Source organism: Phenylobacterium sp. (assembly GCF_016124325.1).
In the GTDB taxonomy this organism is placed as follows: domain Bacteria; phylum Pseudomonadota; class Alphaproteobacteria; order Caulobacterales; family Caulobacteraceae; genus Phenylobacterium.
The window spans coordinates 1-24,972 of the sequence record NZ_WGNY01000020.1 but is presented as its reverse complement, the minus strand read 5'-3'; the positions used below and the strand labels follow the sequence as shown (position 1 = coordinate 24,972).

Here is a 24,972-nt window from a genome sequence, read left to right as displayed (position 1 = left end):
ACTGGAGCGATCATGTACCTTCCCCTCTCCGACGAAGCCCGCATGGTGGCCGACACGGCCCGTCGGGTGGGCGAGCGTTTCGGCCTCGAGTATTGGCGCGAAAAGGACGCGACGAAGAGCTTTCCCACAGAACTCTGGCAGGCCATCTGCGACGCCGGTCTCTGCGGCGTCGCCCTGCCCGAAACCTACGGCGGCTCCGGTCTGGGCATGGTCGAGATGGCGCTGATCGTCGAGGCCCTCTCGGAGGCGGGAGGCGGATCGACGCTCGGCCAGCTGTTCATGTGCAATCCCATCTTCGGCGGCGTTTCGATCGCCCGATTTGGCAGCGAGGCGATGAAGGCCGATCTCCTGCCCAAGCTCATCTCGGGTGAGGTCAAGTTCTGCATGGCGCTGACCGAGCCGGACGCCGGGAGCAACAGCCTGGAACTCACCACCTTCGCCGCCCGCGACGGTGACGGGTGGCGCGTCAACGGCCGGAAAATCTGGATCACCGGTGTCGACACGGCCCAGAAGATGCTGCTCGTTGCCCGCACGAAGAAGCCCGACGAGGTCAGCCGCCGGACCGACGGCCTCAGCCTGTTCCTGATCGACGTGGAGCGCGAGGGGCTCTCTTCTGCGCCGATCGAGAAGCTGGGGACGAACACCCTTTCGTCTTCGAACGTGTTCTTCACCGATGTCCGAGTCGAGCCCTCCGAGCTCCTCGGCGAGCTGGATGGGGGCTGGCGGCAACTGCTCGACGTCCTCAATACCGAGCGTATCGTGACCACGGCGGGCCTGGTGGGCGCCGGGAAACTGGCGCTGAAGCTGGCTGTAGAATACGCGAACCAGCGCAAGGTGTTCGCCGGCCGTCCAATCGGCTCCTACCAGGGCCTGCAGTTCCCGCTCGCGCAGAGCTATGCCGAGATCGAATGCGCCGCGGTCATGAACAACAAGGCCGCGGCGCTGTTCGACGCCGGCCTGCCCAACGGCTCCGAGGCGAACATCGCCAAGCTGATCGCCGCGCAGGGAGCCTCGCTGGCGACTGAGCGCGCCATGCAGACGCTGGGCGGCATGGGCTACGCCAAGGAATCGCACCTGGAGCGCCTCTGGCGCGACGCCCGTCTCTTCAAGTTCGCTCCGGTGTCGGAAGAGATGGTGCTGAACTACATCGCCACCCAAAACCTCGGCATGCCGCGCAGCTACTGATCGGAGCCTCGACGTGAACATAACCTTCGATGGCGCGATCGCGGTGGTCACCGGCGGCGCGAGCGGAATCGGCGAGGCCTCGGCCCGCGGCCTGGCGGCGGCCGGGGCGAGGGTGGCGGTCGCCGACCTCAATATCGAGCGTGCCGAAGCGGTGGCGGCGGACATCGGCGGCCTGGCCGTCCCCCTCGACCTGGCCCAGGAGGCGAGCATCCGGGCCATGGCCCAGCGGGTGGAGGCGGAACTCGGCCCCATCGAAGTGCTGGTGAATTCCGGCGGCGTCCTGCAACGACCGCTGCCTCCGGAGGATCTCACCCTCAAGGAGTGGGACATTGTCATCCGCGTCGACCTGCGGGGCCTCTACGTCGCCTCCGCAGAGATCGGCGGCGCCATGGCGCGACGCGGTCGCGGCGCCATCGTCAACATCGCCTCGGTGTCTGGCATGACGTCGAACCCGGTGCACGCCTACGGTCCGGCGAAGGCCGCAGTCATCAATCTCACGGCCAGCTTGGCGGCGGAATGGGGCGGCCGGGGGGTGCGGGTGAACGCTGTCTCCCCCGGCTTCACCGAGACGCCGGGCCTGCGCCGCGGCATGACGCTCAAGATGATGGATCCGGCGAGGATGACCCAAAATTCGGCGCTTGGTCGGATGGTGCGCGCGGACGAGATCGCCGCGGCCGTGACGTTCCTCGCCTCGTCCTCCGCCTCCGCCATCACAGGCGTGAACCTTCCGGTCGACGCCGGTTTCCTCGTCGCCCCGCCGTGGGCGGCTTACGGCAATCCCTGACGGCGGCGATCTCCCACCGAACGAGGCCCACATGCTGCGTCTTTCCGACCTGCCCCGGCTCAGCCGTCCGCTTCGCCAGGATGATCTTTCGGACCTAGGGGAGCCCACCACGGAGAAGATCGTGCAGGCTGTGGACGGCGGCCGCCTCGCGGAGGCCAAGCAGCTTGCGCGCTACGTGGTGACGGAAGGAAAGGCGCTCCACGACCTGTTCTGCGACTGGATCTGGAACCTGTTTACCGAGATCGCGCGCCGCCAGGGCGAAACCGAAATGCACGCTGTCATGCGCAAGAGCCAGGAGACCTGGATGATGCGCCGCACCTGGAAGGGGTACCTGAAGCTCTCCGTGGAGGAGAGGGTCCAGGTCACCGCTGAGGTCATGCGGTCGCATCACGGCGGTCCGAAGCAGCAGGGCGAGATCGATGTCGTGGACGAAGGCGACCGCTACTCAATCTATATGGATCCCTGCGGTAGCGGCGGGCGCATGCGGCGCGGGGATCCCGTCGACGGCACGCCGTCGCGTCTCGGCGCCCCATACAATTTCGGAAAGACCGAGGAAGCGCATGACTGGAGCTGGGGACAGAAGGATGTTCCCTACTACTGCCTGCACTGTTGCCTGAACGAGCTGCTGCCCATGGAGTGGGGCGGCCACCCCCTGTGGGTCACCGGCTATGACCCTGACGCGTCGAAGCCCTGCGCCTGGCACTTCTACAAGAAGGCCGAACTCATTCCCGACCAATATTACGAGCGGGTCGGCCGGACCAAGCCGGAGTCGGGGGCGTACTGACGATGGCCCGCCTCCTTTGCGTGCGTGGATGATCACAACTGTGTCACCCGGCCAAACCGCTCAAATCCCGCGATAAAACCGCCTTGCAGAGCTCGATAAATTACGATACATACCCGTTATCATAATAGAGGGATGGAACATGCGTTTCGGGTTGTTCGGAGGGGTGGCGAGAACCGCGGAGGTCGCAGGCGACAGCCAGACGTACGGGACCTTCATCGACTACGTCGTGGAGGCCGAGGCGCTCGGTTTCGAGTCCCTGTTCCTGGTCGAGCACCACTTCACCGGAGACGGCCAACTTAGCGCCTCGCTGACCTTGCTGAGCTATCTGGCCGGGATCACCAGCACGATGCGGCTGGGCACGGCGGTGACCGTAATGCCCTGGCACAATCCTGTTCTGCTCACCGAGCAGGCGGCGCTGGTGGACCTGGTTTCCAACGGCCGTCTCGAGATGGGCGTCGGGCGCGGCTACCGGCCCAACGAATTCCACGGTTTCTGCATCGATCCCAGCGAGGCCCAGGCCCGCTTCGAGGAGGCGGTCGATCTCCTGGTGAAGGGCTGGACAAGCGAGGAGCGCTTTTCGCACGAAGGCGCCTTCTGGAAGTTCCGGGACATCGTCGTCGAGCCCCAGCCGGTCCAACGGCCTCACCCGCCGCTCTGGGTCGCCGCCGGCAGCGAAGCTTCGATCCGGGACGCGGCGGCGAAGGGCCGACGGGTCCTGCTTGACCAGTTCGGCGACATGGACCTCACGCGGCAACGTGTCGCCTGGTACCATGACCAACTTGACCGCGAAGGCCGCCGTCCGGAGGATGGGTGCATCGCCGTCACCCGGGGCTTGCTTCTGCTCAAAGACAACGACCCCGCGCACCGCGAAGACGAGATCCGGAAGCGCCTCGACGTCATCGCCGCCATCAAGGCGTCCGCTCAGATCCCCGGGAGCGCGCCCGAGCAGCCGGCCGGCAGTTTCGTCAACGACTCGCGTGAGGCGACGGAGTCCGCCGCGATCATCGGTCCGCCTGAAGAATGCATCGCGCGACTGAAGCAGCTGCAATCCTTCGGCGTCGACCACGTGCTGCTCAACGACCCCTGGGGCGGGGTGGACCGGCTGCGGCTGTTCGCCAAGACGGTCATGCCCGCTTTTCGGCAGGATCAGATCTTAGTCGACACGGCCGAGAGGGCGAGGGCTCGGGCCTAGCCTCTGGTGGGCGCTTCTAAACAAGAAAAACGATGACATCGTTAGGGAGACTACTGAGATGAGCGAACTTCCGATCCTCGACTTGGGTCCCTACCTGAGGAACGAACCTGGGGCTCTCGAGAAACTGAGTGGCGAGCTGTACGAGGCCGCCACGAAGGTGGGTTTCTACTTCATCATCAATCATGGCGTGAGCCAGGAATTGATCGACCGGACGTTTGCCGAGTCGGCGCGCTTCCATGCGTTGCCCGAGGAAGAGAAGCTCAAGATCAAGCAATCCGAGCACTACGTCGGGTACGTCCCGCGTAACGGGATGCGGATCGACACCGGCGACGGGTTCAACAACTCGAAGAACCGCGCCGACGTGCAGTCCGCGTACCACGTGGGTCGCGACTATTCTCCGGACCATCCCTTGGCGAAAGCCGGCGTGCGCTACTACGTACCCCAGCCATGGCCGGAAAATCTCCCCGGCTTCAAGGAGAACGTCCAGGAGTACTTCAAGGCTTGCGAATCCCTGGGAAACCGCCTTTTGAAGATTTACGCGGCGGCCTTGGATGTCCCCGAGGACTACTTCGACGAGGCCTTCAAGGACCCGCTGGACTACCTCAGGATGGTCCACTACCCGCGGACGGACAAGTTGAGCTCCGACCAGTTCGGACTGGGCGCCCACACGGACGCCGGCTTCATGACCTTCCTGCCGCAGACGAAGGTCCCCGGCCTCGAGATCATGCTGGCTGATGGGCGCTGGATTCCGCAGCCGACGATCCCCGGGGCCTATCTCGTCAACGCCGGCCAGGCGCTGAAGCGGTGGACCAACGACAGGTTCCGCGCGACGCCGCATCGCGTGATCTCTCCCACTGGCGTCGAAGACCGCCACTCCCTGGCGTTCTTCTACAACCCGGGCGTGAACGCCCACATCGAATGCATCACCGAGAAGCCCAAGCACGAGCCGATGAAGTATGGCGATCACATGGCCCAGTACATGGCAAATACATACCGCTATTAAATCTACGCTTATCGCCACGCTTGCTGACCGGAAGGCAAGAGACGGCGCGACTGACAAGACGGCTCTCTTGGAAAGGACGTGAGTGTGTCTAGCGATAAGGTCGGCATCATCGGGCTCGGGGCCATTGGATCGGCATTCGCCCATCGACTCCTGCAGGCCAAGGTTCCTGTCGTGGGCTTCGACGTGTCCGAGGCCGCGGTGGCGGCCCTCGAAAAGGCCGGCGGGACGCGGGCTGCGTCGCCGGCCGCGGTGGCCGCCAGCTGCTCGACGGTGATCTTCTCGCTGCCGTCGGTGGACGCGCTGAGCGCCACCCTCGCCGGGGAGGGGGGCATTGTCGGCGCCGTCGCCGGCCCGGGGACCATTATCGACACCAACACCTTCGCGGTGACCGACAAGGACAAGGCCCGCAAGATCCTCGCGGATGCCGGCTGGGGCATGATCGACTGCACGTTCAGCGGCAACCGGGACATGGTGCTGACCGGCGACTATGCCTTCTTCGCCAGCGGCGATCCAAAGCTCATCGACACCAGCCAAGCCGTGCTCGACATCCTGTCCAACCGGGTGATCCGGCTTGGCGAGTTCGGCGAAGCGGCCACGATCAAGCTCATCGTCAACCACCTCGGCATGGTCCACACCGCGGCCGCGGCGGAGGCGATGGCGTTCGCAGTAAAGGCGGGGATCGATCCCCACCTGTTCTACAATGTGGTGATCCAGAGCGCGGCCTCGTCCGGAGCGTTCGAACTGCGCGCCAAGATGATGGCGGACGAGGACTACACGTCGTCGCGGGGCAACTACCGGATCGCCATCAAGGACGCCAAGGTCATCGCGGACTTCGCGGGGCACCTGAACTATCCGACGCCACTGTTCCAGTCCGCGGTCCAGATGCACCTGATGGGCGTGGCTCAGGGGCTGGAAGATCAGGACACGGCCTCCATGGGCACGATGCTGGAGCGCCTGTCCTCCGCAAAGCGGAAGCCGCCAAAGCGCTGACCGCCGCCAACGCCCGCCGAAAACACGCCTGACCGCTGCGAGTCGCAAGGCCCGCAAACCTCTCCTGCACTCGAGGACCTACGCCCATGCGTTTCATCGACTTCTTCGACCGGGGTGCTGCGCGCTATCCAGACCGTCTTTGTCTGGTCGACGGCGGGATCCAGCGCACCTACCGCGAGGTCGAAAAGACATCGCACGTGGTGGCGCTCGCCTTGCAGGCCGCCGGCTTCGAGCCCGGCATGAAGGCCGGCATCTACAGCCGCAACAGCGCCCGCCTGCTGGAATGCCTCCTGGGAGTCTTCCGGGCCGCCGTGGCGTGGGTGCCGCTCAACGCCCGGTCGACCAGCGCCGAGCTGATGCACGTGATCAACCTCGCGGAATGCGACGTGCTGTTTTACGACGACAAGTTCGTCGACACGGTCGCGGAGCTCCGCAAGGCCTGCCCGAATGTGAAGCGCTTCGTCTCCCTGTCGGACGACGGGCCCGAAGGCTTCCACACCTTCATCGCCGGCCATGAAGGCCTCGCGCCCGATGTGCCGGAGGACGACGAACGGCTCACCGCGGTCTATTCGACGGGCGGGACCACTGGCCTGCCCAAAGGGATCGCCTGGCGGGCTCGCGTGTTCGAAGTCATGACGGCGAACTTCTTCACCGCCCTGCCGTGTGACTTCGCTCCCGTCCACCTGGCCGTTGCGCCGCTTACCCACGCCGCCGGCGGGCTTGCGCTGATGCTGTTCGCGGAAGGCGCCACGCAGATCATTCTGCCGCAGGCGGACCCCCTGGAGATCATGCGAAGCATAGAGAAGCATCGCGTGACCCATTTGTTCCTGCCTCCAACCGTCATCTACATGATGCTGTCGCATCCGCAGGTGCGGGAATTCGACTATTCTTCGATGAAATACTTCGTCTACACGGCAGCGCCGATGTCGGCCGACAAGTTGCGGCAGGCGTTAGATATCTTCGGCCCCGTGATGGCGCAGTTCTTCGGACAGACGGAGGCGCCGCTCGCCTGCACGGTGTTGACGCCGAAGGACCACCTTCGAGCGGTCTCCCCGGGCGGCAACGAAGATCTGCTGAAGAGCTGCGGCCGCTCCACCCTGTTCACGCGCGTGGAGATCATGGATTCCGACGGCAAGATCCTCGCCAACCACGAGCGCGGGGAAATTGTCGTGAAGAGTAACCTGGTGATGCCGGGATACTACAAGGACCCTGCCGCGACTGCCGCAGTCTCAGAGTTCGGATGGCATCATACCGGGGATATCGCATACCGCGATGATGAGGGATATTTCTATATTGTAGATCGCAAGAAAGACATGATCATTTCTGGCGGTTTCAATGTGTTTCCAAGTGAAATCGAGCGCGTTCTCTGGGCTCATCCTGCGGTCCAGGACTGCGCGGTGATCGGTGTTCCGGACCCCAAATGGGGCGAGGCGGTCAAGGCCGTTATCGAACTGAAACCAGGGGCGTCGGCCACGGAGGAGGAGCTCATCCGCCTCTGCAAGGCGGAGCTCGGCTCCGTCAAAGCTCCAAAGACCATCGAATTCTGGCCTGTCTTGCCGCGAAGCCCGGTCGGGAAGGTAAAAAAGGCTGACATCAGGTCGAAATATTGGGTCGGAGAAGATCGACTGGTCTGAGTTCCAACGAGTAGTTCCAGAGAGTGGCGTAAAACATCAATAACAACCTAGAGGGAAATGCCATGTTTGCTACGAAGAGCGCAAGATTGTTCTTGTTGCTGTCGTGTTCCGCCGCCGCGTTGTGCGGCGCGGGCACGCCGGCCGCCGCGCAGGACGCCGCCAGCCATGAGGCCGGCATCGTGCAAGAAGTCGTCGTCACCGCCACCCGGCGAGAGACCAAGCTGCAGGACACGCCCTTGGCCATCACGGCCGTCGGGGGTGAGTCAATCGCGCGCCAGGGCGTGAGAGACCTGCAGGAGCTTTCCCTGGCGGTGCCCAGCCTGGTCATGGGCCCGGACGCGGCGTTCGGGTTCAACGCCTCGATCCGCGGCATCGATTCCGCAGCCAGCGGCATCGGCGCCGACACGCCGGTCGGCTTCTATGTGGATGGGGTCTATCTCGGCCGCAATGCCTCTGGCGTGTTCGGCCTGGCCAACATCGAACGCATCGAGATCCTGCGAGGGCCGCAAGGCACCCTGTTCGGTCGAAACGCCACTGCTGGCGCGGTCAGCATCATCACCAAGCTGCCGACCAGCGACACCCAGTTCATGGCCGAGGGCACCTACGGCAGCTATGCCAACCTCACCCTGCGCGGCATGGCCAGCGGCGCCATCACCGACAACCTCGCGGGCTCGATCGCGATCTTCCACAACCGGGTGAAGAGCTACGCGGACATCAACTCGTTCACAGGCGACGAGATGGAGCCGATCCGCGAATCCAACGTCCGCGGCGTGCTGAGGTGGCGGCCGAACGAACGAACGGACGTGATCGTCCGTGGGGATGTCGGCGCCTCGGACGACAGCGCTGTGTGGCCGGACGTCGTGCGGCTGCCGGGCTATGTGGGCACCGCCGCCACGGTGACGCCGGCGGCCATCCAGGCCACGTACGGCCATATCAACGACATCGACCTCAACAACAATCCCTACATCCAGCGGCGCCAGGGCGGACTGATGCTGGAGGTCAACCACGATGTCACCGACACGATCCGCCTGACGAGCCTTTCCGCCTATCGCGACAGCTTCGCCAGCTTCCTGGTCGACACCGACGCCGGACCCCACACGCTCGCCAGGTCGTGGATGGAATCGGAGCGTCAGAACCAATATTCGCAGGAGCTGAGATTCGCTTCCAGCGGGAGCAGCCCGTTTCAGTGGGTCGCGGGTCTCTACTATTTCCGCGAGCACGCCAAGGTCCGTTACTTCATCGACCGCTTCAACGTCGCTCCCGTTGATGAGATCGCCTTCAACCCCATCAACACCACCAAGAGCTATGCGGTGTTCGGGGAGGCGAGCTATCTCTTCTTCGACCGGCTGACCCTCAAGGTCGGCGCCCGATACACCCGTGAAACCAAGGACTTCGCCAACACCTCGGTTCGGGACCTGAACCCGAACCCGAACGAGCAACTGCCGCGCGTGCTGCCCTTCCCGGACGCGTTGCGTCGCGAGACCTCCAAGACCTGGTCGGATGTGTCTCCGAAAGTCAGCGCCGACTTCAAGGTCAACGACGACATCATGATCTATGCGTCGGCGCAGAAGGGCTTCAAGAGCGGCGGAAACAACTTCACCTCGGCCGACTTCGTGGCCAGCCCGACGTTCAACCCGGAGACGGTGTGGTCATATGAAGCCGGCATCCGCTCGGAGTGGCTGGATCGCCGGCTCCGGCTGAACGTCACGGCCTTCTACATGGACTACAAGCAACTGCAGATGCGGGTGAACATCGGGCCCGGGCAGGCCCTGTTCCGCAACGCCGCGAACGCCGTCAGTAAGGGCATCGAGGCGGACGGCGTGTTCGTGGTCGCGCCGGGCCTGACGCTGAACGGCGGCGTGACCATCCTCAGCTCCAAGTTCCAGGACTACAACTTCTTCGCCGCCAACCCGGCCGGGTGCTTGGGTGGCCGGTTCGACGCCGGCAGCCTGACCTGTAGCTACTCCGGCAACGACCTCCAGCGTTCGCCCCACTTCAAGGGCACCATCGGGGCGTTGTACCAGTTCGACGCCGGCCCTGCCGAGGTCGATGCGGAAGTCACCTACAGCTACACTTCGAGCCAGTACTACGACGACCGTAACCTGCTCGGACCGGGCGCCTATTCCGGCCTGAACGCCTACGTCGCGCTGCGGCCCCACGAGAGCAACTGGGCGCTGCGGATCTGGGGCAAGAACCTCACCAACGAGCGCTACTACGGCCACCTTAATCCCATCGGGGCGGCAATCCTCGGCACGCCGAACGCCCCTCGCACCTACGGGATCACGGCGACCTTCACCTACTAGGCGATCGAGACCGGGGGCGGCGTGTGCGCCGCCCCCCGCAGTCAGGCCCCGCGGGCGCCGGTGGCTCCCGGGCGGTACGAGTTGGAGGAGACAATGCCGAGCATCGACGTCGACGGCGCCACGCTGAACTATACGGTCCGCGGCAGGGCGGGGAAGCCGTGGGTCACGGTCAGCCACTCCCTGGGCGGTGACATGACCCTGTGGGACGCGCTCGCCGAACACCTGGCCCCCGATTTCCAGGTGCTGCAGTACGACACCCGCGGCCACGGCCGCAGCCGGGCCGCGCATGCCGAGTTCACCGTGGAGCGGTTGGGCGACGACGTGGTCGCCTTGTGGGACGCCGTCGGCGCCGTGCGCAGCCATTTCATCGGCCTGTCGCTGGGGGGAATGCTCGGGCAGGGGCTGGCCCTGAACCACCGTGAGCGGCTCGACAAGCTCGTGCTGTGCGACTGCCGGGCGGACTCGTCAGATGATTTCCGCGCGCTCTGGGACATGCGTATTGCGCAGGTCTCCGCGTCCGGCGCCGGCGCGGTCGTGGACGGAACGCTCGAGAAGTGGGTCACGCCGCAGTTCCGGACGGCCAACCCGCAGGTAATGAGCGCCATCGGCGAGATCATCCGGGGGACTTCGGTCAACGGCTATGTGGGCTGCGCCCGGGCGATCCAGAACCTCGCCTTCGGCCCGCGCCTGGGACAGATCACCACGCCCACGCTGCTGCTGTCCGGCGGCGAGGACCTCCCGCACCCCGAAATCCTCAAGCGGATGTCCGCCGCCATCCCCGGCGCGACCTACGCCGAGGTCCCGGACGCGGCGCACCTGCCGAACGTCGAGCAACCCGCCGCCTTCAACCGGGTGATTTCCGAATTCCTGGCCTGACGAGGGCCAGCACCGACGGCTCGTAAGATTCCTGCAACTGGAAGTGTGAAATGAAACTCGGTTATTTCTCCATGCCCGTCCATCCGTTGGGCAGACCGTGGGCGGAAACGTTGGAGGAGGATCGCCAAGCGGTGATCCTGGCAGATCAACTTGGCTTCCATGACGCCTTCATTGGCGAACATGTGACGGACAAGTACGAGAACATCACTAACAGCATGCTCTTCCTGTCGAGCCTGGTCCACGCCACCAAGCAGATCAAGCTGGGAACCGGGACCACCAACCTGTCCCACGCCCATCCGGCGCTCATCGCCGCGCAGGCGGCCATGCTGGACCACCTGGCCGGCGGACGCTTCATCTTGGGCATCAGCCCGGGGGCCTTGCCCACCGACGCCGAGGTGCTGGGCATACTCGGCGAGGACCGCAACGCGATGTTCGCCGAGGCGATCGACGTGATCCTCGCGATCTGGGCGGGCGAAGCACCGTACGACATCGATCTGCCGAACAATCGCTACAAGGTGTCCACCCGCAAGACCCTGTCGGCCGAGCTCGGCATCGGCTACTTCGGCAAGCCGCTGCAGACGCCCCGGCCCGAGATCGTCGGCACCGTCGTCGCCCCGTTCTCCAAGGGCGTCATCGCCATGGGCAAGGCCGATTTCCACCCGCTGTCGGCCAACTTCCTGCTCACCAAGTGGCTGAGATCGCACTGGGACAACTTCGCGGAGGGCAAGCGACAGGCGGGCGAGACGGCGTCACCGGACCACTGGCGCGTGGCGAGGACGATCTTCGTGGCGGACGACGAGGCGACGGCGCGCGAGTACGGCCGCGATAGCGCCAGCAGCCCGTACCGGTTCTACTACGCCCACCTCCTGCGCAAGCTGAAGAGCGTGGGCCGGCACGAGGTGTTCAAGACCGATCGAGAGCAGCCGGACGACGAGATCACCGTCGACCACGTCCTGGACAATGTCGTCATCCACGGGACTCCCAACCAGGTCGCCGAGCAGATCCTGGCGATGCGCGAGGAGATCGGGGACTTCGGCGAGATCGTCTACGCGGGGCTCGACTGGGTGGATCCGAAGCTCGCCCGTCGTTCCATGGAACTGATGGCCACCGAGGTCCTCCCGCAGATCAACAGGGCAAGCGTCCAATAGGGGCCGCGGCGCCTGGGAGGTTCGTGCGAATGACGGTCAAGATTGGCGTGATCTCACCCACGCAGCTGACCAGCGAGGTGGTCGACGCCGCATTCGAGGACCGATGGCCGGAGGCGAAACACCTCTCGATCATCGACGAGGCGCTCTACGAAGCGCTGGGCGCCGAGCGCGTGCCCCCCGCCGGGTGCGTCCAACGCATACGCCGGCTGATGGAGCTGAGCGTGGAGTCGGGCGTCCAGGCCATCGCCTTCACCGGCTCGGTGTTCGGGCCCGCCGTGATCGAGGCGCGAAAGACCATTCCGGTCCCGGTGCTCACCTCGTTCGAGGCGATGATCGAGGAGGGGCTGGCCCTGGGATCGCGCCTCTACCTGCTGTCCACGGCCCCCGAAGCCGTCACGGCGCTCGCGGCAGATGTCCGGCAGGCGGCGGCGCGCTCCGACCGTTCGTACGAGATACGCGAGCGGAGCCTTCCGGACGCGCTCGAGGCCCTTTACCGCGACGGTGACCGGGCCCGCCAGGACCGCCTTATCGCCGAGGCGGTCGCGGAGGTGTCGGACGTCGACGCGATCCTCTTGGGCCAATTCACAATGGGCTCGGTCCTGCGGCTGGTGGGCGACCGCTCGCCGCCCGTTCTCGCGCCAGCCTACTCGATGGTCAGTCATTTCAAGCGAAGATTTTCCCATGTCTGATATTCCGGTCACGATCGATCCCGACTTGTCCCGGGCGCAGCCCCGGTCGGCGGCGGACGGTGTCCAGGCGACGGCGGCGCGGCAGGTGTATCCGCCCGCGCCCGTCGCCATGTTCGGCGTTTTCATCCTGTTCCTGATCTATGCCTCGTCGTTTATCGACCGCCAGATCATGAGCCTGCTGGTGGGCCCGATCCGGACCGACCTGAACCTCACCGACACCCAGTTCAGCCTGCTCCACGGACTGGCCTTCGCCCTCCTCTACGCCACGCTCGGAATTCCCGTCGGACGATGGGTCGACCGCGGTAACCGCAGCCTGATCATCGCCGGCGGGGTCGCGATCTGGAGCGTGCTGACGGTCCTGTGCGGTTACAGCCGCAATTTCGTGGAGCTGTTCCTGGCCCGGGTCGGCGTGGGGGTGGGCGAAGCCACGGCCATCCCGGTGACCTACTCCCTGATGGGTGACTACTACCCGCCCGAGCAGCGGGGGCTGGCCCTGGGCGTGTTCGCCTCCGGCAGCTACGTCGGGATGGGCGGGGCGCTGGTGGCGGGCGGTCTCATCGTCGGTGCGCTGTCCAACGCCGGACCGATCCAGCTTCCATTGCTCGGCTCGCTCGAGCCCTGGCGCTTCGCGTTCTTTGTCGTCGGGGCGCCCGGCCTGCTGCTCGGCCTGATGGCGCTGATGCTCTACGAGCCGCGCAGGGGGCGCCAGAAGCAGGCCGCTGCCGCCAGGGTGCCCTGGAGCGCCGCGCGCCAGCATTACCGCAGCGCCTTCCGCGGCGTGGCGGCGCACCACCTCACCGGCGGCCTGCTGGCCATGGCCCTCTACGCCATGCTGGCGTGGGCCCCCGAGCACGCCCGGCGCGAGTTCGGAATTCCCGCCGGTCAGGCCGGCCTGGTCATCGGTTCGATGATCATCCTCTTCGGCACTCTGGGCGCCATTGCGGCCGGCGCGGCCTCGGACGCGCTCATCCGCCGCGGCGTGGTCGCGGCAAGGATGGTGGTCTTCGTGACTGTCGGGCTGGGCGCCATCCCGGGGAGCCTGGTGTTCGCCTTGGGCCCCAACCCGGCCGCCGCCCTGGCCGGCCTGGCCCTGTGCACCTTCTGCTTGTCGGCGTGCTCGTCGCTCGGTCCGGCCGGTGTCCTGGAACTCAATCCTCCGGGGCTGCGGGGCCTGGGTTCCGCCATCTATCAGCTCGTCGTGGCGCTGGTGGGCTTCGGCTGCGGGCCAACCATCGTCGCGGCGACCAGTGACTTCATCATCCGCGGCGACGGCGACCTTAGCCTGCCGCTCGCCGTGACGGTGCCCGTCATGCTCCTGGCGGGCGCCACGGCAGCGCTGGCCGGGATCAAGCCCTACAAGCGGGCGCTCAAGCTGGCCGCCGACTGGAAGTAGAGCCCGGCAGGTTCCGCAGGCTCGCGCCGCCACCCCCAGGGGTGGCGGCGCTTTACATCCTACATCCGCTCGATGATCGCGGCCGGGGCCATTCCGCCGCCGGCGCACAGGGTCGCCAGGCCGACACTAAGATCGCGGCGCTCCAGCTCATCGAGCAACGTGCCCAGGATGATGGCGCCCGTGGCGCCGATCGGATGGCCGAGCGCCATGGCGCCGCCGTTCACGTTGATCACTGCGGGGTCGATGTCGAGGTCCCGCATGAACTTCAGGGGGACGACGGCGAACGCCTCATTGACCTCGAAGAGGTCGATGTCCTTCAGGGTCATGCCGGCGAGCGCCAGGGCTCGCTTGGACGCGGGGATCGGGGCATTCAGCATGAGTTCGGGACTATCGCCTACGGTCGCGACGGCGCGCACCCGGGCGCGCGGCTTCAGGCCGTGGGCCTTGGCGTATTCCGGCGAGGCGAGCACGACGGCTGCCGCCCCGTCGACCACGCCGGAGGAGTTGCCGGCGTGGTGGATGTGCTGGATCTTCACGTCCGGATATCCGCGCCGAACCATGTCGGCATAGGACATCCCGCCTTCCTCGAGGGGCTCCTCGTAGCTGCGCGCGAAGGCGGGGCCGAGCTGCGCCAGCCCCTCGACCGTGGTGCCCGGGCGCGGCAACTCGTCATGATCGAGCGCCAGCGTGCCGTCGTCGTTGTAGATGCTCACGAGACTCTTCCCGAAGCGCCCGGCCTTGATTGCGGCGTCGGCGCGGCGCTGGCTCTCTACCGCAAGGCTGTCGGCGTCCTCCCGGGTGATGCCCTCCAGGGTGGCGATCAGATCCGCGCAGATGCCCTGGTGCGTCTGGGGGTGGAGCTCCCGGAGGTGCTCGTTGCCGGAGTCGAGATACGGATCGGTCCGCAGGCCCCAGGCGTGCGACATGGATTCCACGCCGCCGGCGAGCACCAGGTTCTGCATGCCAGACATCACGCCCATGACGCCCAGGTTTACGGCGGTGAGTCCGGATCCGCAGAAGCGGTCGAGCGAGAAACCTGCGGCGGTGTCGGGAAAGCCGGCGTCGAGCGCCGCCATGCGGGCGATGCACGACCCTTGCTTGCCCCATTGGGTGCTGCACCCCGCGATCACGTCGTCGATGTCGCCGCAATCCAGCCCATTGCGGTCCGCGAGTTCTCGCAGCACCGCCGAGAGCAGCCGCTGCGGATGGATATGGGTCAGGGCGCCCCGGCCAACCTTTCCGATTCCGCGCGGCGTACGCGCCGCGTCAATGATCCATGCCTCAGTCATAGGCGTCCCCTTTTTCAGTGTGTCTGTGGTCAGAAGTGCGAGCCTCGGCTCACGCTGGGCTGTGGTGCGGCGTCAGGAGCACGACCGATCCGGCGTGCCGGCGGGCTTCGGCGTCGGCGTGGCAGTCGGCGGCGTCCTCAAGGCGGTACCGGTGCGAGATCCGCGGCTCCACGACGCCCTGCAGCACCAGGTCGAAGACCTGTGCCGCACCGGCGACGAGTTCAGCCCGCGTGGCGCAATAGTTGGCGATCGAGACGCGGGTCAGGAACGGCGCCCCCCGCGCCGCCAAGCCGCTGAAATCGATTGGATCGATCAGGCCCGAGGCGCTGCCATAGCTGACGAACAGGCCCATCGGCCGAAGGCAGTCGATCGACGCGTTGAAGGTGTCACGGCCGGTCGAGTCGTAGACGACGTCGACGCCGCGCCCGTCCGTGGCGTCCAGCACGGCCCGGGAGAGCTCGGACGGTGCGGCTGTGATGACCGCGTCGCAGCCCTGGGCCTGGGCGATCGCCACCTTCTCCTCGTTGCCGACGATCCCGATCACCTTCGCGCCGAGATGCTTCGCCCACTGGGTCAGGAAACCGCCCACGCCGCCGGCGGCGGCGTGCACCAGCAGGGTCTCACCGGGGTGGACCGCGTGGACCCGGCGCAGAAGGAACTCTGCGGTCAGGCCCTTCGTGAAGGCCGCCACGGCGAGCTCCGTGGGCAGGCCTGGCGGAATGACGACCAGCTGTTCGGCTGCGACGTTCCGATGCTCGGCATAGGCCCCGAGCTGCATCTTGTAGATGACCCGATCGCCGATCTTCAGGTCCGTGACCTCGGCGCCGACCTCCTCGACCACCCCGGCGGCCTCCATGCCGATTCCCGAAGGAAGGCGCAGCGGGTAGCGCCCCGAGCGATGCGCGATGTCGATGAAATTGAAGCCGACGACCTCCTGCCGCAGCCGGACCTCGAGCGGACCTGGCGACCGGAGATCAAGTCCGGAGAGACGAAGGACGTCGGGCCCGCCGACCTGCGTCAGCTGAAAGGCATGTGTTTTCATAACGCTGGCCCCTCTGTTCGCAAGGGGCGGGCGGTCCGTCGCGGAGGGGGGTCAACAATCTGATTGCGTCGCAGTGATAGTTTCATTACGATACGATATCATAATCTAAATACGACGCAAGCCGGCTCCAGGAGGGAGCTGGTCAACCTGGGAGATGTTCATGCTTGTGGTTGGAGTGGGTGGAACCCTGCGCAGCGGCTCGTCGTCCGAGGTCGCCCTCCGCATCGCGCTGGACGAGGCCGCCGCGTACGGCGCGGAAATCCTTTGCTTCTCGGGCGAGCAACTGCGGCTGCCGTTGTATGAGCCTCACATCGCGGAGCGGTCGGCGGAGGCCGCGGCCTTAGTCGCCGCGCTACGGTCGGCAGACGGGGTGATCATCTCCAGCCCTGGCTACCACGGCGCCGTGTCGGGCCTCGTGAAGAACGCCCTCGACTACACCGAAGACATGGCGTGCGATGCGCGGGCCTATTTCGACGGCGTTCCGGTGGGCTGCATCGGCCTCGGTTTCGGTTACCAAGCCGCGGTCGCGACCATGGAGATGCTGCGGTCGATCACCCACGCGCTGCGGGGTTGGGCGACGCCCTATGGTTGTGCCCTGCAGACCACGCCGGGGCTGTTCTCGGAGGGCGCCTGCTCCGATCCGGGGGTTGAGGAACAGCTGCGCCGGGTGGGTCAGCAGGTCGCCTGTTTCGGTCAACCACAGCGCGCGCGCCTGTCATTTGCCGCCCGGTCCCCGTTTACCGAACGCCTGGCGCGGACGGCGGGAGGAGAACCCTGAGGATGGATTTCACATGACCATGCCAGTACCATCCGACAATCGACAAAAGGTGATTCGGCCTGTGCGATCGCTAGGCCGCAGAAGCGGGACGCGAGTACACCAGCGAGACGGGAGCGGAGTTTTGAGTGCGGGCGCAGCAAGCCGTTCGGCGAAGACGAAGGCCGATCCGACGCCGCGAAATCCGGGCGTACGCCGGGCCGGACGCCCTCGCGATCCGAACATCGACCGACTGCTGCTTGAGACCACGCTCTCCGAACTGATCGCGCGCGGCTACGCCGGCATGTCGGTGGACAAGGTGGCGATGCGGGCAGGCGTGGGCAAGCCCGCGGTCTACCGCCGCTACCCGGACAAGGAGTCCCTGGCGATCGCTGCTCTCGGCCGCCTCGCGGCGAAGACCGATGTCCACTTGACCGGAGACTTGCGGGCAGATCTGACCGCCGAAATCAACGAGGCGCACGAGAACCTCGTCCGAACCAATGGCGTCCCCCTGGTGGGTACCCTGATCGCCGAGCTGAACCGGCATCCCGAGCTGCTCAACATGTACCGCGAACAGCTTGTTCGCCCCCGGAGCGACAAGGTGGAGCTGATCCTCCGGGACGCGCAAAGTCGTGGGGAGCTGCGGGCGGACGCCAATCTGCCGTTCATCACCCGGCTGTTGTTCGGCCTGATCACGGGCAGCTACATCGTGGGCGAGCCGCTTGACAGGGCGGCTGTTGCGGCCGCTGTCGACGTCATCCTGGATAGCGCTATCGAGTCCAAGCCTTCGCGTCGCTAACGCTCGAGCCGTCACTCCCTCATCACACAGAAAGGCGCTGCTATGCTTGCGCTTTACCATCTGCCGATGGCCATCTGCGCCCAGAAGGTCCGCGTTTGCCTGGCCGAGAAGGATCTGGATTGGGAAAGCCGCATCGTGGCGGACCTGCGCGCGCCAGAGTACCTGAAGCTGAATCCCGGCGGCTATGTGCCAACCCTGGAGCACGCCGGAAGGCTCGTCACGGAATCACGGATCATCTCGGAGTATCTGGACGAGGCTTTTGGGGACCCGTCGCTGACGCCGCGCGACCCCTATCTCCGGGCGCAGATGGGCCTCTGGACGAAGCTCCTGGACGAGGAGCTGCATCCGAACATCTTCATCCTCACCTGCGCCGTGAGCCTGCGTCACTGGTATGCGGCGATGTCGCCGGAACAGCGGAAAGCCGCGCTACCGCTTGACGCCCTGAAGCGCCAGCGCGCCGAAGACATCATTGCCCATGGCGAGGAGTCGCAGCACGTGATGCCGGCTCTGCGATGTTTCGTGCGGTTGGTCGAGCGGATGGAGGAGTCCCTGAAACGCTCTTCCTGGCTCGCAGGCGACACCTACAGCCTGGCCGATGCGGACTATACGCCCTACCTGCAGCGCCTGACCGATCTGGGTCTGAGCTTCCTCTGGCGCGACAAACCGGCGTTGAGCGCCTGGGTGGACCGGGTGCGGGCGCGGGATAGCTTCCACGCCGCGATCATCAAGTGGCAGCCGCCGGAGCATCGCGAGCGCGCCTCCGGGGTCGCGAAGCGGGCGAGCGAGCTGTTCGCGGCCAAGCTGGCGAGCGTCGCCCCCGCGGCCTAGGCCGTGGCAGATCGCCCTGAAGTACCTCTTATGGACCCGCCTGTGATCTTGTCCCTCGAGTCGGCTGCGACGATCGTCGATCGCGCGCTCAACGAGGGTCGTGTGCGCGACCTGCGCCCGCTCTGCGTGGCCGTGTTGGACGCGGGGGGACATCTGCTGGTCCTCAAGCGCGACACCGACGCCAGCGCGCTGCGTCCGCAGATCGCGATGGCGAAGGCGGCCGCCTGCATCGCGATGGGCTTCGGCGGACGCGAGCTCGCCCGGCGGGCCAAGGCCGCGCCAGAGTTCTTCCAGATGTTGAACCACATGGGGCAGGGCGCGCTGGCGCCGGTCGTAGGCGGCGTGCTCGTCAGGGACGCCAGCGGACGGATCCTGGGGGCGGCCGGGGCGAGCGGCGAGACGTCCGAAAACGATGAAGCTTGCTTGCTGGCGGGCGTCCTTGCCGCAGAACTTGTCGCGGACGCAGGCTAGCCGCCCGACCGGCGCCATCGGCCGCTCGGCCATGATCCACGCTTGACCTGATTTCAATTATGATGTGGTATCGTAATGAAATGCAGGCGCAGGTCCCGGCGCCCGCGCCTTGGACATGCCGCGTGATGAACAGCCTGTGTCGCATTGAGCGATCCGCCCAGGAAGATCCGCACCTTCTGGCGGGGGAGTGCGTCGCCCCGAGCGTGCTCACCGTTCTGAAAGCCGGAGCAGCCGCACCGACCCATAGGCAAGGCGCCGTGATCGCCATCGGGAACTTCGACGGGCTGCATCTCGGTCATCAGCAGATGCTGCGCGCGGTCGTGACGGAGGCGGAACGCTCCGACCGCACGCCGGGTGTCCTCACGTTCCATCCGCATCCCCGGCAGACTTTCGCCCGCACGAGCCCGTTCGCGCTGTCTTCCACGCGGGCGAAGCTGGACCTGATCCAGGCGGAGGGCATCCGGGCCGCCTTTCTCCAGAGGTTCAACCGGCGCATCTGCGCGATGTCACCGGACACCTTCGTGGCGGAGGTGCTCGCGCGCCAGCTTCGCGCCTCGCAGGTCTTCGTGGGCGAGGACTTCCATTTTGGCCACAAGCGCGCTGGCGACGTCGGGCTGCTGTCCCGCCTCGGCGAGGCTTTCGGCTTCACGGTGACGGCCATGGCGGCCTTCCGCGACCCGACCGGCGCGCCCTACTCGTCGACGCGAGTGCGCGACGCGCTGAGGGACGGCGATCCGCGGAGCGCGGCGGCCCTGCTTGGGCGGTCTTGGCGCACGACCATGAAGCGTCACGGCGCCCACCAGTTCAGGTTCGGGCATTTGCTGCGCCCGCCCGCCGGCATCTACCGTGTCGAAGTCCGCGCCGCCCCGACGGGGCCCGCCCTGACAAAGACCGCCTGGCTGAGTGGTGGTGAAGGGGGCGGCGAGCCCCTCCTCACCCTCGGCAGCGGTGGCGTTGGGGAACGTCAATCCACCCTCATCGTCGATTGGCTGGACCGTCTTTAGATGCCTGGGCCTGCCGAACACCCTGCGGCGGACGCGCCGCCAGTCCGCCGTCGCGTCGCGGCCAGGCTCGGCGCGATCTTGAGGGGTTGGTTTCAGGCGTCGCCCAACGACTCCGCCGCTTCGAGCTGGATCGTACCGGGGGATATCTCGGCGTGGCCGGTGGTGCACGAGCGGCTCGCCCAGGAACGGGACCAGGTCGACAGCCGGATCCCGCAGACGGGACGCAGCGTCCCACCCCCCGATCGCTTGAAAGATGGAGCCGCCTGATGGACCCCAATCCGCTTTTCCCCCCTGGCGCGGCCCTGGTCATCGGCGGCAGCGGCGGCGTGGGCCGCGCCGTGTGCCAGGCGCTCGTCCAGGCGGGCACGGACGTGGCTTTCACCTATCGCAAGAACGCCGCCGCCGCCGCCGAGGTGACGCAGGCGCTGGAAGCCGCCGGTCGCCGCGTCGCTTCCGCGGCTCTGGAGCTCTCCGACGGGGCGGCGGTCAAGGCCTTCGTCGACAAGGTGGCGAGCGATTTCGACCGCCTGCACACGGTTGTGCTGTGCGCCGGCGCCGACATCAGCATGAGCTATGTGGCCGACGCCGACGAAGACGAGTGGCGACGCACTATCGACGGCGACCTCACCGGCTCCTTCCATGTGATCAAGTCGGCCATCCCGCACCTGCGCAAGGGCGGCGGCTCGATCGTCGCCATGACCTCCGCGGGCCTGCTGAGGCATCCGCAGAAAGACATCTTCTCGGTGGTGCCGAAGGCCGGGGTGGAGGCGCTCATGCGAGGCGTCGCGCGGGAGGAAGGCCGTTTCGGCATCCGCGCCAACTCGATTGCGCTGGGGGTCATCGACGCGGGCCTGTTCGACCGGCTGCGCGACCGCCTCAGCGACGACTTTGTCGAGGCGATGAAGAAGAACACGGCGCTGCGGCGCTTCGGTACGCCACAGGACGCCGCCGAGGCCGCCCTCTACCTGGCGTCGTCCAGGGGCGGGTTCGTCACCGGACACAGCCTCGCGCTCGATGGCGGGTTCTCCGTGTAATGGACCACCCGGCTTCCCCCCGAAGCACGTGGTTCGAGTTCAGGCTGCCGCCGTCGCGCGGCCTCGGCCGGCTTCCTTGAAAGTGATGCGCATGACGACTCAACGAGAAGCAGAACTAGAGGAGCTGCTGCGGGGCGCAGATATCGTTCCTCTGGCGATATCCCTTGTCCACCTGACGGGCGACCTGTCCATTCTCGAAGAGATCGCCCCGTTCATCAGGGGGCCGTGGGACTATATGCAGTCGGTCCCCGAAGGCATCAAAGCCGGCCTCGTCGCGCGCATGCGCGCGGAGCTCATCCGATTGGACGAGGGCGGCGCGCCGCGCCTGCCGATGCCGGACACTGAAACCCTGCGGCACATGATGAGCGTGGCGGTCGGTCAGGAGGTGGGCGCGGACTACGTCTCGATGCTGGTGCAGCAGATGTCGCTCGGGGGCGAAGAGAGTCGCGACGACATCGACGACTGGCGCGCCGATCCCAAGGTCCTGCAGTCCACGAGCTTCCGGGTGCTGATCGTGGGTGCGGGCCTCTCCGGCATATGCGCCGCCATCAAGCTTCAGAGCGCCGGCATTCCCTACACGATCCTGGAGAAGAACGACTCGGCCGGCGGGACCTGGTTCGAGAACCGCTACCCCGGATGCGCCGTCGATACGCCGAACCATTTCTATCAGTTTTCGTTCGAGCCGAACAACGAGTGGCCGAACTACTACTCCCAGCAGCCGAACATCCTCGAATACATCATTCACTGTGTCGAAAAGTACGGGTTGAGGCCGAACATAAGGTTCCACTCCGAGGTGACCTCGGCGACCTACGACGCCGCGCGGCAGCTCTGGAAGGTTTGCGCCCGAAACGAGCAGGGTGAGATCCAGCACTACGAGGCGCAGGCGCTGATCACCGCGGTCGGGCAGCTCAACCGTCCGGCGATCCCCGACCTGCCGGGGCTCGACAGCTTCTCGGGCGAGGTCACCCACACGGCGACGTGGACCGACACCACCAGCGTCGCGGGCAAGCGCGTGGCGCTGGTCGGTACTGGCGCCAGCGGAGTGCAGATCGGGCCGAACATCGCCGGCGAGGTCGACCAACTATTCGTGCTGCAGCGCTCAGGCAGCTGGATTGTCCGCAACTCCAATTACCTGCGACGCGTGGAAGAGCCGAAGAAGTGGGCGCTGAACAACGTGCCTTTCTACGGGGCATGGTACCGCTTCCAGCTGTTCTGGGCCTTTGGCGACGGCTTGTTCCCGGCGCTGAAGATCGACCCCGACTGGCAGGGTGACGACGGTTCGATCAGCGCCCTGAACGCGCGCTATCGCGAAGCGATGGTCCGCTACATGTCGAAGGAGCTGGAAGGGCGGGAGGACCTCCTGGCGAAGGCCATGCCGACCTATCCGCCCTACGGCAAGCGCGCCCTGGCGGACGCAGGCTGGTTCAAGATGCTCCGGCGCGACAATGTCCACCTGATCACCACCCCGATCGAGCGGGTCTCGCCTGACGCCATCCATCTGAAGGACGGTTCCGCCGTCCCGGTCGACGCGATCGTCTTCGCGACCGGATTCCAGGCCGGCAAGATCCTCTGGCCGATGACCATCAAGGGGCGGTCCGGCCGGACGATCCGCGAGCTGTGGGGGGACGACGATCCGCGCGCCTACCTCGGCATCACCGTGCCCGATTTCCCGAACCTCTTCGTGCTGTACGGACCCAACACCAATGTCGGCCACGGCGGCAGCGCCATCTTCCTCGCGGAATGCCAGGTTCGGTACACGATGAAGAGCCTGCGCGCGATGCTGACCGAGGGCATCGGCGCGCTGGAATGCCGGCAGGACGTCCACGACGCCTACAACGAACGCATCGATCAGGAACTGCGTCAGCTGGTGTGGAGCCATCCCAGCGTGGGCAGTTGGTACAAGAACGACAAGGGCCGGATCATCACCAACCAGCCCTGGACGCTTCTCGAGTACTGGCGGCTGACGCGGGAGCCGAACTTGCGCGAGTTCCATATCGAACCTCGAAATGGAAGCGGCGACGAAAAGTAGGCCTCGCCTCATCCCCATTGGGTACTGCCTCCTGAGGCGCCAGCCGTGCAATCCGAGAACGCTACAGCCTCTTCACCCTGGAGCTCAAACACAGCGTCCGAGCGGACGTTCCGAACGTCCGTGTGTGGACGGCCCTTCGGATGCAAGAGGTTTTCGGAGAGATCCAGCGCCACGGGTTCAGGTGCTTCCGTGTGTCCGGCCTGTTGATGCGGCTCATCACGGCCGCTGGCCTGTATGGAGATCGCGGATCGGGTCCACACCGCTTTCGCGCGCTCGAGGCGCTCGGACATTTCCCTGGTTTTCCCGATCCCGTCTCTGACCGTTGCGCCATACCTCTCGTGTGACCTTCCCGCGCCCCTGACGCCTCTGGCCGCGCCGCTAGGCTGCCACGGCCGGAGCTCTGTACGATCCGCCGTGCGCCATCAGCGCCCAGACGATCCTCGCCATCTTGTTGGCCAGCGCCACCGTCACGAGCATGCGCGGCTTGCGGCCGAGCATGCCGGCGAGCCAGGGTCCGGCCCGAGCGTTGTCACGCGTGGCGACCTTCACCGCCGAGCTGGCGCCCAGGATAAGCAGCCGCCTGAGACTGCGCTCGCCCATCTTCGAGGTGCGGCCGAGTCGCTCCTTGCCGCCGCTGGAGTGCTGCTTCGGTGTCAGCCCCAGCCAGGCGGCGAAATCTCGGCCTCGGCGGAAGGTGGACGCCGGCGGAGCCAGCGCCACCAGCGCTGTGGCGACGATCGGCCCGACACCGGGGATCGTCATCAGCCGCTTGGCGATGGGATCGGCCTTGGCGCGGGCGGCGATCTCGCGATCAAGCACCGCGATCCTGGCCTGCAAGGATGCGAGGCTTTCGGCGATCACCAGCAGGATCGGCCGAGCCTCTGCGGGCAGGTCCGACGCTGGGTCGGCTACCAGATCGAGCAGCTTTGCGACATGACCGGCGCCTTGCCGCACGACGTAACCGAACTCGCCAAGATGTCCGCGCAGCGCGTTGATCAGCTGGGTGCGCTGACGGACCAGCAGATCCCGGGTGCGGAAGACCACGGCCGCGCCTTGCGCCTCGGCGCTCTTCGCGCCGACAAACCGCATGGTCGGCCGCTGCGCCGCTTCGCAGATCGCCTCGGCGTCAGCCATGTCGTTCTTTTGCCGCTTCACGAACGGCTTCACGTACGCGGGCGGGATCAGCCGGGTCTCGTGGCCCAGTGTGGCGATCTCACGGGCCCAGTAATGCGCGCTGGCGCAGGCCTCCATCGCCACAAGACACCGCGCCTGGCTGGCGAAGAACCCCAGCACCTGGTCACGTCGCAGCCTCTTGCGGAACGCCACGGCTCCTGACGCATCTGCGCCGTGCGCCTGAAAGACACTCTTCGCCAGATCGAGCCCGATCGTAGTAACCTCGCCCACGGACGCCTCCTTCGTAGTGGTGCTCAACACCTCCACTCTGGCACTTCGATGCCGTCACGGGGCGTCCACCCCATCGCTTCCGACCCCTTGCGCACTCCACACGGGTTCCCAAAGTGGCGACATGTCTGCAATGCCTGTCGCCCACTTTCGGACGGTCGTTGAACGCGAGTTCCTCGACCGTGGGTTCAACAAGGTGATGACCTGCCCCCCGCCGCTCCCTCGATCATTGTGAGAGCCCTGGGGGTTGATAGTTGATCTTCAGCGCCGGCGGTAGCGGCCGGCCGGTGGAGCTGATCAAGTTGCGCAGCCGGCCGGCCGCGGGGTTCAGCCGCACCGC

At 66.2% G+C, this 24,972-nt stretch carries 22 protein-coding genes; 19 read left to right on the top strand and 3 right to left on the bottom strand.

From position 1 onward, the window contains the following. Positions 1-12: 12 nt before the first annotated feature. The 12 genes from GC203_RS12680 to GC203_RS12625 all read left to right on the top strand — a co-directional run bounded on the left by GC203_RS12680 (position 13) and on the right by GC203_RS12625 (position 13,981). A complete protein-coding gene (locus GC203_RS12680; protein ID WP_293454905.1) occupies positions 13-1,185 on the top strand; it encodes an acyl-CoA dehydrogenase family protein in 1,173 nt (390 codons plus the stop codon). 43 nt (positions 1,186-1,228) lie between these two features. Continuing rightward, on the top strand, positions 1,229-1,969 hold the full coding sequence (locus GC203_RS12675) for an SDR family oxidoreductase (protein WP_293454903.1): 741 nt from the start codon (positions 1,229-1,231) through the stop codon (positions 1,967-1,969). Between the two features lie 31 nt (positions 1,970-2,000). Beyond that, entirely contained in the window at positions 2,001-2,753 is a 753-nt protein-coding gene (locus tag GC203_RS12670; RefSeq protein ID WP_293454900.1) for a hypothetical protein, read from the top strand. Between the two features lie 139 nt (positions 2,754-2,892). Further along, positions 2,893-3,945, top strand: coding sequence for an LLM class flavin-dependent oxidoreductase (locus GC203_RS12665; protein ID WP_293454898.1), 1,053 nt, complete (start codon positions 2,893-2,895; stop codon positions 3,943-3,945). 58 nt (positions 3,946-4,003) lie between these two features. Beyond that, positions 4,004-4,948 carry a 2-oxoglutarate and iron-dependent oxygenase domain-containing protein gene (locus tag GC203_RS12660; RefSeq protein WP_293454896.1) on the top strand — a complete coding sequence of 315 codons (945 nt, stop codon included), beginning with the start codon at positions 4,004-4,006 and terminating at the stop codon, positions 4,946-4,948. 78 nt (positions 4,949-5,026) lie between these two features. Next, positions 5,027-5,938, top strand: a complete 912-nt coding sequence (locus GC203_RS12655; protein ID WP_366501776.1) for an NAD(P)-dependent oxidoreductase — start codon at positions 5,027-5,029, stop codon at positions 5,936-5,938. An 86-nt stretch (positions 5,939-6,024) separates the two neighbouring features. Next, positions 6,025-7,572 carry an AMP-binding protein gene (locus GC203_RS12650; protein ID WP_293454891.1) on the top strand — a complete coding sequence of 516 codons (1,548 nt, stop codon included), beginning with the start codon at positions 6,025-6,027 and terminating at the stop codon, positions 7,570-7,572. Between the two features lie 95 nt (positions 7,573-7,667). Further along, the gene (locus GC203_RS12645; RefSeq protein WP_293454888.1) at positions 7,668-9,875 is read left to right on the top strand and encodes a TonB-dependent receptor; all 2,208 of its coding nucleotides are present in this window, start codon (positions 7,668-7,670) and stop codon (positions 9,873-9,875) included. A gap of 93 nt (positions 9,876-9,968) precedes the next feature. Next, positions 9,969-10,751 carry an alpha/beta fold hydrolase gene (locus tag GC203_RS12640; protein ID WP_293454886.1) on the top strand — a complete coding sequence of 261 codons (783 nt, stop codon included), beginning with the start codon at positions 9,969-9,971 and terminating at the stop codon, positions 10,749-10,751. A 50-nt stretch (positions 10,752-10,801) separates the two neighbouring features. Further along, positions 10,802-11,899, top strand: a complete 1,098-nt coding sequence (locus tag GC203_RS12635; protein WP_293454884.1) for an LLM class flavin-dependent oxidoreductase — start codon at positions 10,802-10,804, stop codon at positions 11,897-11,899. 29 nt (positions 11,900-11,928) lie between these two features. Continuing rightward, positions 11,929-12,588 (top strand): aspartate/glutamate racemase family protein, encoded by a 660-nt coding sequence (locus GC203_RS12630; protein WP_293454882.1) that lies wholly within the window; start codon positions 11,929-11,931, stop codon positions 12,586-12,588. Then, the gene (locus tag GC203_RS12625) at positions 12,581-13,981 is read left to right on the top strand and encodes an MFS transporter (protein WP_293454879.1); all 1,401 of its coding nucleotides are present in this window, start codon (positions 12,581-12,583) and stop codon (positions 13,979-13,981) included. Before GC203_RS12630 ends, GC203_RS12625 begins: the two co-directional genes overlap by 8 nt. Positions 13,982-14,040: 59 nt before the next feature. Here GC203_RS12625 and GC203_RS12620 read toward each other — a convergent pair whose 3' ends face one another. Beyond that, positions 14,041-15,270 carry an acetyl-CoA C-acetyltransferase gene (locus tag GC203_RS12620; protein ID WP_293454876.1) on the bottom strand — a complete coding sequence of 410 codons (1,230 nt, stop codon included), beginning with the start codon at positions 15,268-15,270 and terminating at the stop codon, positions 14,041-14,043. Between the two features lie 49 nt (positions 15,271-15,319). Then, entirely contained in the window at positions 15,320-16,312 is a 993-nt protein-coding gene (locus GC203_RS12615; protein ID WP_293454874.1) for a quinone oxidoreductase, read from the bottom strand. A 154-nt stretch (positions 16,313-16,466) separates the two neighbouring features. Between GC203_RS12615 and GC203_RS12610 the strand changes: the two genes are divergently transcribed. From GC203_RS12610 to GC203_RS12580, 7 genes are all read left to right on the top strand, one after another. Beyond that, positions 16,467-17,090, top strand: a complete 624-nt coding sequence (locus tag GC203_RS12610) for an NAD(P)H-dependent oxidoreductase (protein ID WP_293454872.1) — start codon at positions 16,467-16,469, stop codon at positions 17,088-17,090. 121 nt (positions 17,091-17,211) lie between these two features. Further along, on the top strand, positions 17,212-17,865 hold the full coding sequence (locus tag GC203_RS12605; protein WP_293454870.1) for a TetR/AcrR family transcriptional regulator: 654 nt from the start codon (positions 17,212-17,214) through the stop codon (positions 17,863-17,865). A gap of 42 nt (positions 17,866-17,907) precedes the next feature. Beyond that, positions 17,908-18,693, top strand: coding sequence for a glutathione S-transferase family protein (locus GC203_RS12600; protein ID WP_293454867.1), 786 nt, complete (start codon positions 17,908-17,910; stop codon positions 18,691-18,693). Positions 18,694-18,723: 30 nt separating this feature from the next. After that, positions 18,724-19,164: a heme-binding protein gene (locus tag GC203_RS12595; RefSeq protein WP_293454864.1), complete on the top strand. Its 441-nt coding sequence runs from the start codon at positions 18,724-18,726 to the stop codon at positions 19,162-19,164. Between the two features lie 80 nt (positions 19,165-19,244). Then, positions 19,245-20,168, top strand: coding sequence for a hypothetical protein (locus GC203_RS12590; protein WP_293454862.1), 924 nt, complete (start codon positions 19,245-19,247; stop codon positions 20,166-20,168). 266 nt (positions 20,169-20,434) lie between these two features. Next, positions 20,435-21,202 carry an SDR family oxidoreductase gene (locus GC203_RS12585; protein WP_293454860.1) on the top strand — a complete coding sequence of 256 codons (768 nt, stop codon included), beginning with the start codon at positions 20,435-20,437 and terminating at the stop codon, positions 21,200-21,202. A gap of 85 nt (positions 21,203-21,287) precedes the next feature. Then, a complete protein-coding gene (locus GC203_RS12580; RefSeq protein ID WP_293454858.1) occupies positions 21,288-23,231 on the top strand; it encodes an NAD(P)-binding domain-containing protein in 1,944 nt (647 codons plus the stop codon). Positions 23,232-23,609: 378 nt separating this feature from the next. On the opposite strand, the gene GC203_RS12575 is transcribed toward GC203_RS12580, so the two are convergent. Beyond that, positions 23,610-24,635 carry an IS110 family transposase gene (locus tag GC203_RS12575; RefSeq protein WP_293454855.1) on the bottom strand — a complete coding sequence of 342 codons (1,026 nt, stop codon included), beginning with the start codon at positions 24,633-24,635 and terminating at the stop codon, positions 23,610-23,612. Positions 24,636-24,972 lie beyond the last annotated feature (337 nt).

Excerpts from the sequence above, each read along its gene's own strand:
- GC203_RS12680 (WP_293454905.1), top strand. The coding sequence starts at position 13 with ATGTACCTTCCCCTCTCCGACGAAGCCCGCATGGTGGCCGACACGGCC.
- GC203_RS12670 (WP_293454900.1), top strand. The coding sequence starts at position 2,001 with ATGCTGCGTCTTTCCGACCTGCCCCGGCTCAGCCGTCCGCTTCGCCAG.
- GC203_RS12665 (WP_293454898.1), top strand. The coding sequence starts at position 2,893 with ATGCGTTTCGGGTTGTTCGGAGGGGTGGCGAGAACCGCGGAGGTCGCA.
- GC203_RS12660 (WP_293454896.1), top strand. The coding sequence starts at position 4,004 with ATGAGCGAACTTCCGATCCTCGACTTGGGTCCCTACCTGAGGAACGAA.
- GC203_RS12650 (WP_293454891.1), top strand. The coding sequence starts at position 6,025 with ATGCGTTTCATCGACTTCTTCGACCGGGGTGCTGCGCGCTATCCAGAC.
- GC203_RS12640 (WP_293454886.1), top strand. The coding sequence starts at position 9,969 with ATGCCGAGCATCGACGTCGACGGCGCCACGCTGAACTATACGGTCCGC.
- GC203_RS12635 (WP_293454884.1), top strand. The coding sequence starts at position 10,802 with ATGAAACTCGGTTATTTCTCCATGCCCGTCCATCCGTTGGGCAGACCG.
- GC203_RS12630 (WP_293454882.1), top strand. The coding sequence starts at position 11,929 with ATGACGGTCAAGATTGGCGTGATCTCACCCACGCAGCTGACCAGCGAG.
- GC203_RS12625 (WP_293454879.1), top strand. The coding sequence starts at position 12,581 with ATGTCTGATATTCCGGTCACGATCGATCCCGACTTGTCCCGGGCGCAG.
- GC203_RS12620 (WP_293454876.1), bottom strand. The coding sequence starts at position 15,270 with ATGACTGAGGCATGGATCATTGACGCGGCGCGTACGCCGCGCGGAATC.
- GC203_RS12615 (WP_293454874.1), bottom strand. The coding sequence starts at position 16,312 with ATGAAAACACATGCCTTTCAGCTGACGCAGGTCGGCGGGCCCGACGTC.
- GC203_RS12610 (WP_293454872.1), top strand. The coding sequence starts at position 16,467 with ATGTTCATGCTTGTGGTTGGAGTGGGTGGAACCCTGCGCAGCGGCTCG.
- GC203_RS12600 (WP_293454867.1), top strand. The coding sequence starts at position 17,908 with ATGCTTGCGCTTTACCATCTGCCGATGGCCATCTGCGCCCAGAAGGTC.
- GC203_RS12595 (WP_293454864.1), top strand. The coding sequence starts at position 18,724 with ATGGACCCGCCTGTGATCTTGTCCCTCGAGTCGGCTGCGACGATCGTC.
- GC203_RS12590 (WP_293454862.1), top strand. The coding sequence starts at position 19,245 with ATGCAGGCGCAGGTCCCGGCGCCCGCGCCTTGGACATGCCGCGTGATG.
- GC203_RS12585 (WP_293454860.1), top strand. The coding sequence starts at position 20,435 with ATGGACCCCAATCCGCTTTTCCCCCCTGGCGCGGCCCTGGTCATCGGC.
- GC203_RS12580 (WP_293454858.1), top strand. The coding sequence starts at position 21,288 with ATGCGCATGACGACTCAACGAGAAGCAGAACTAGAGGAGCTGCTGCGG.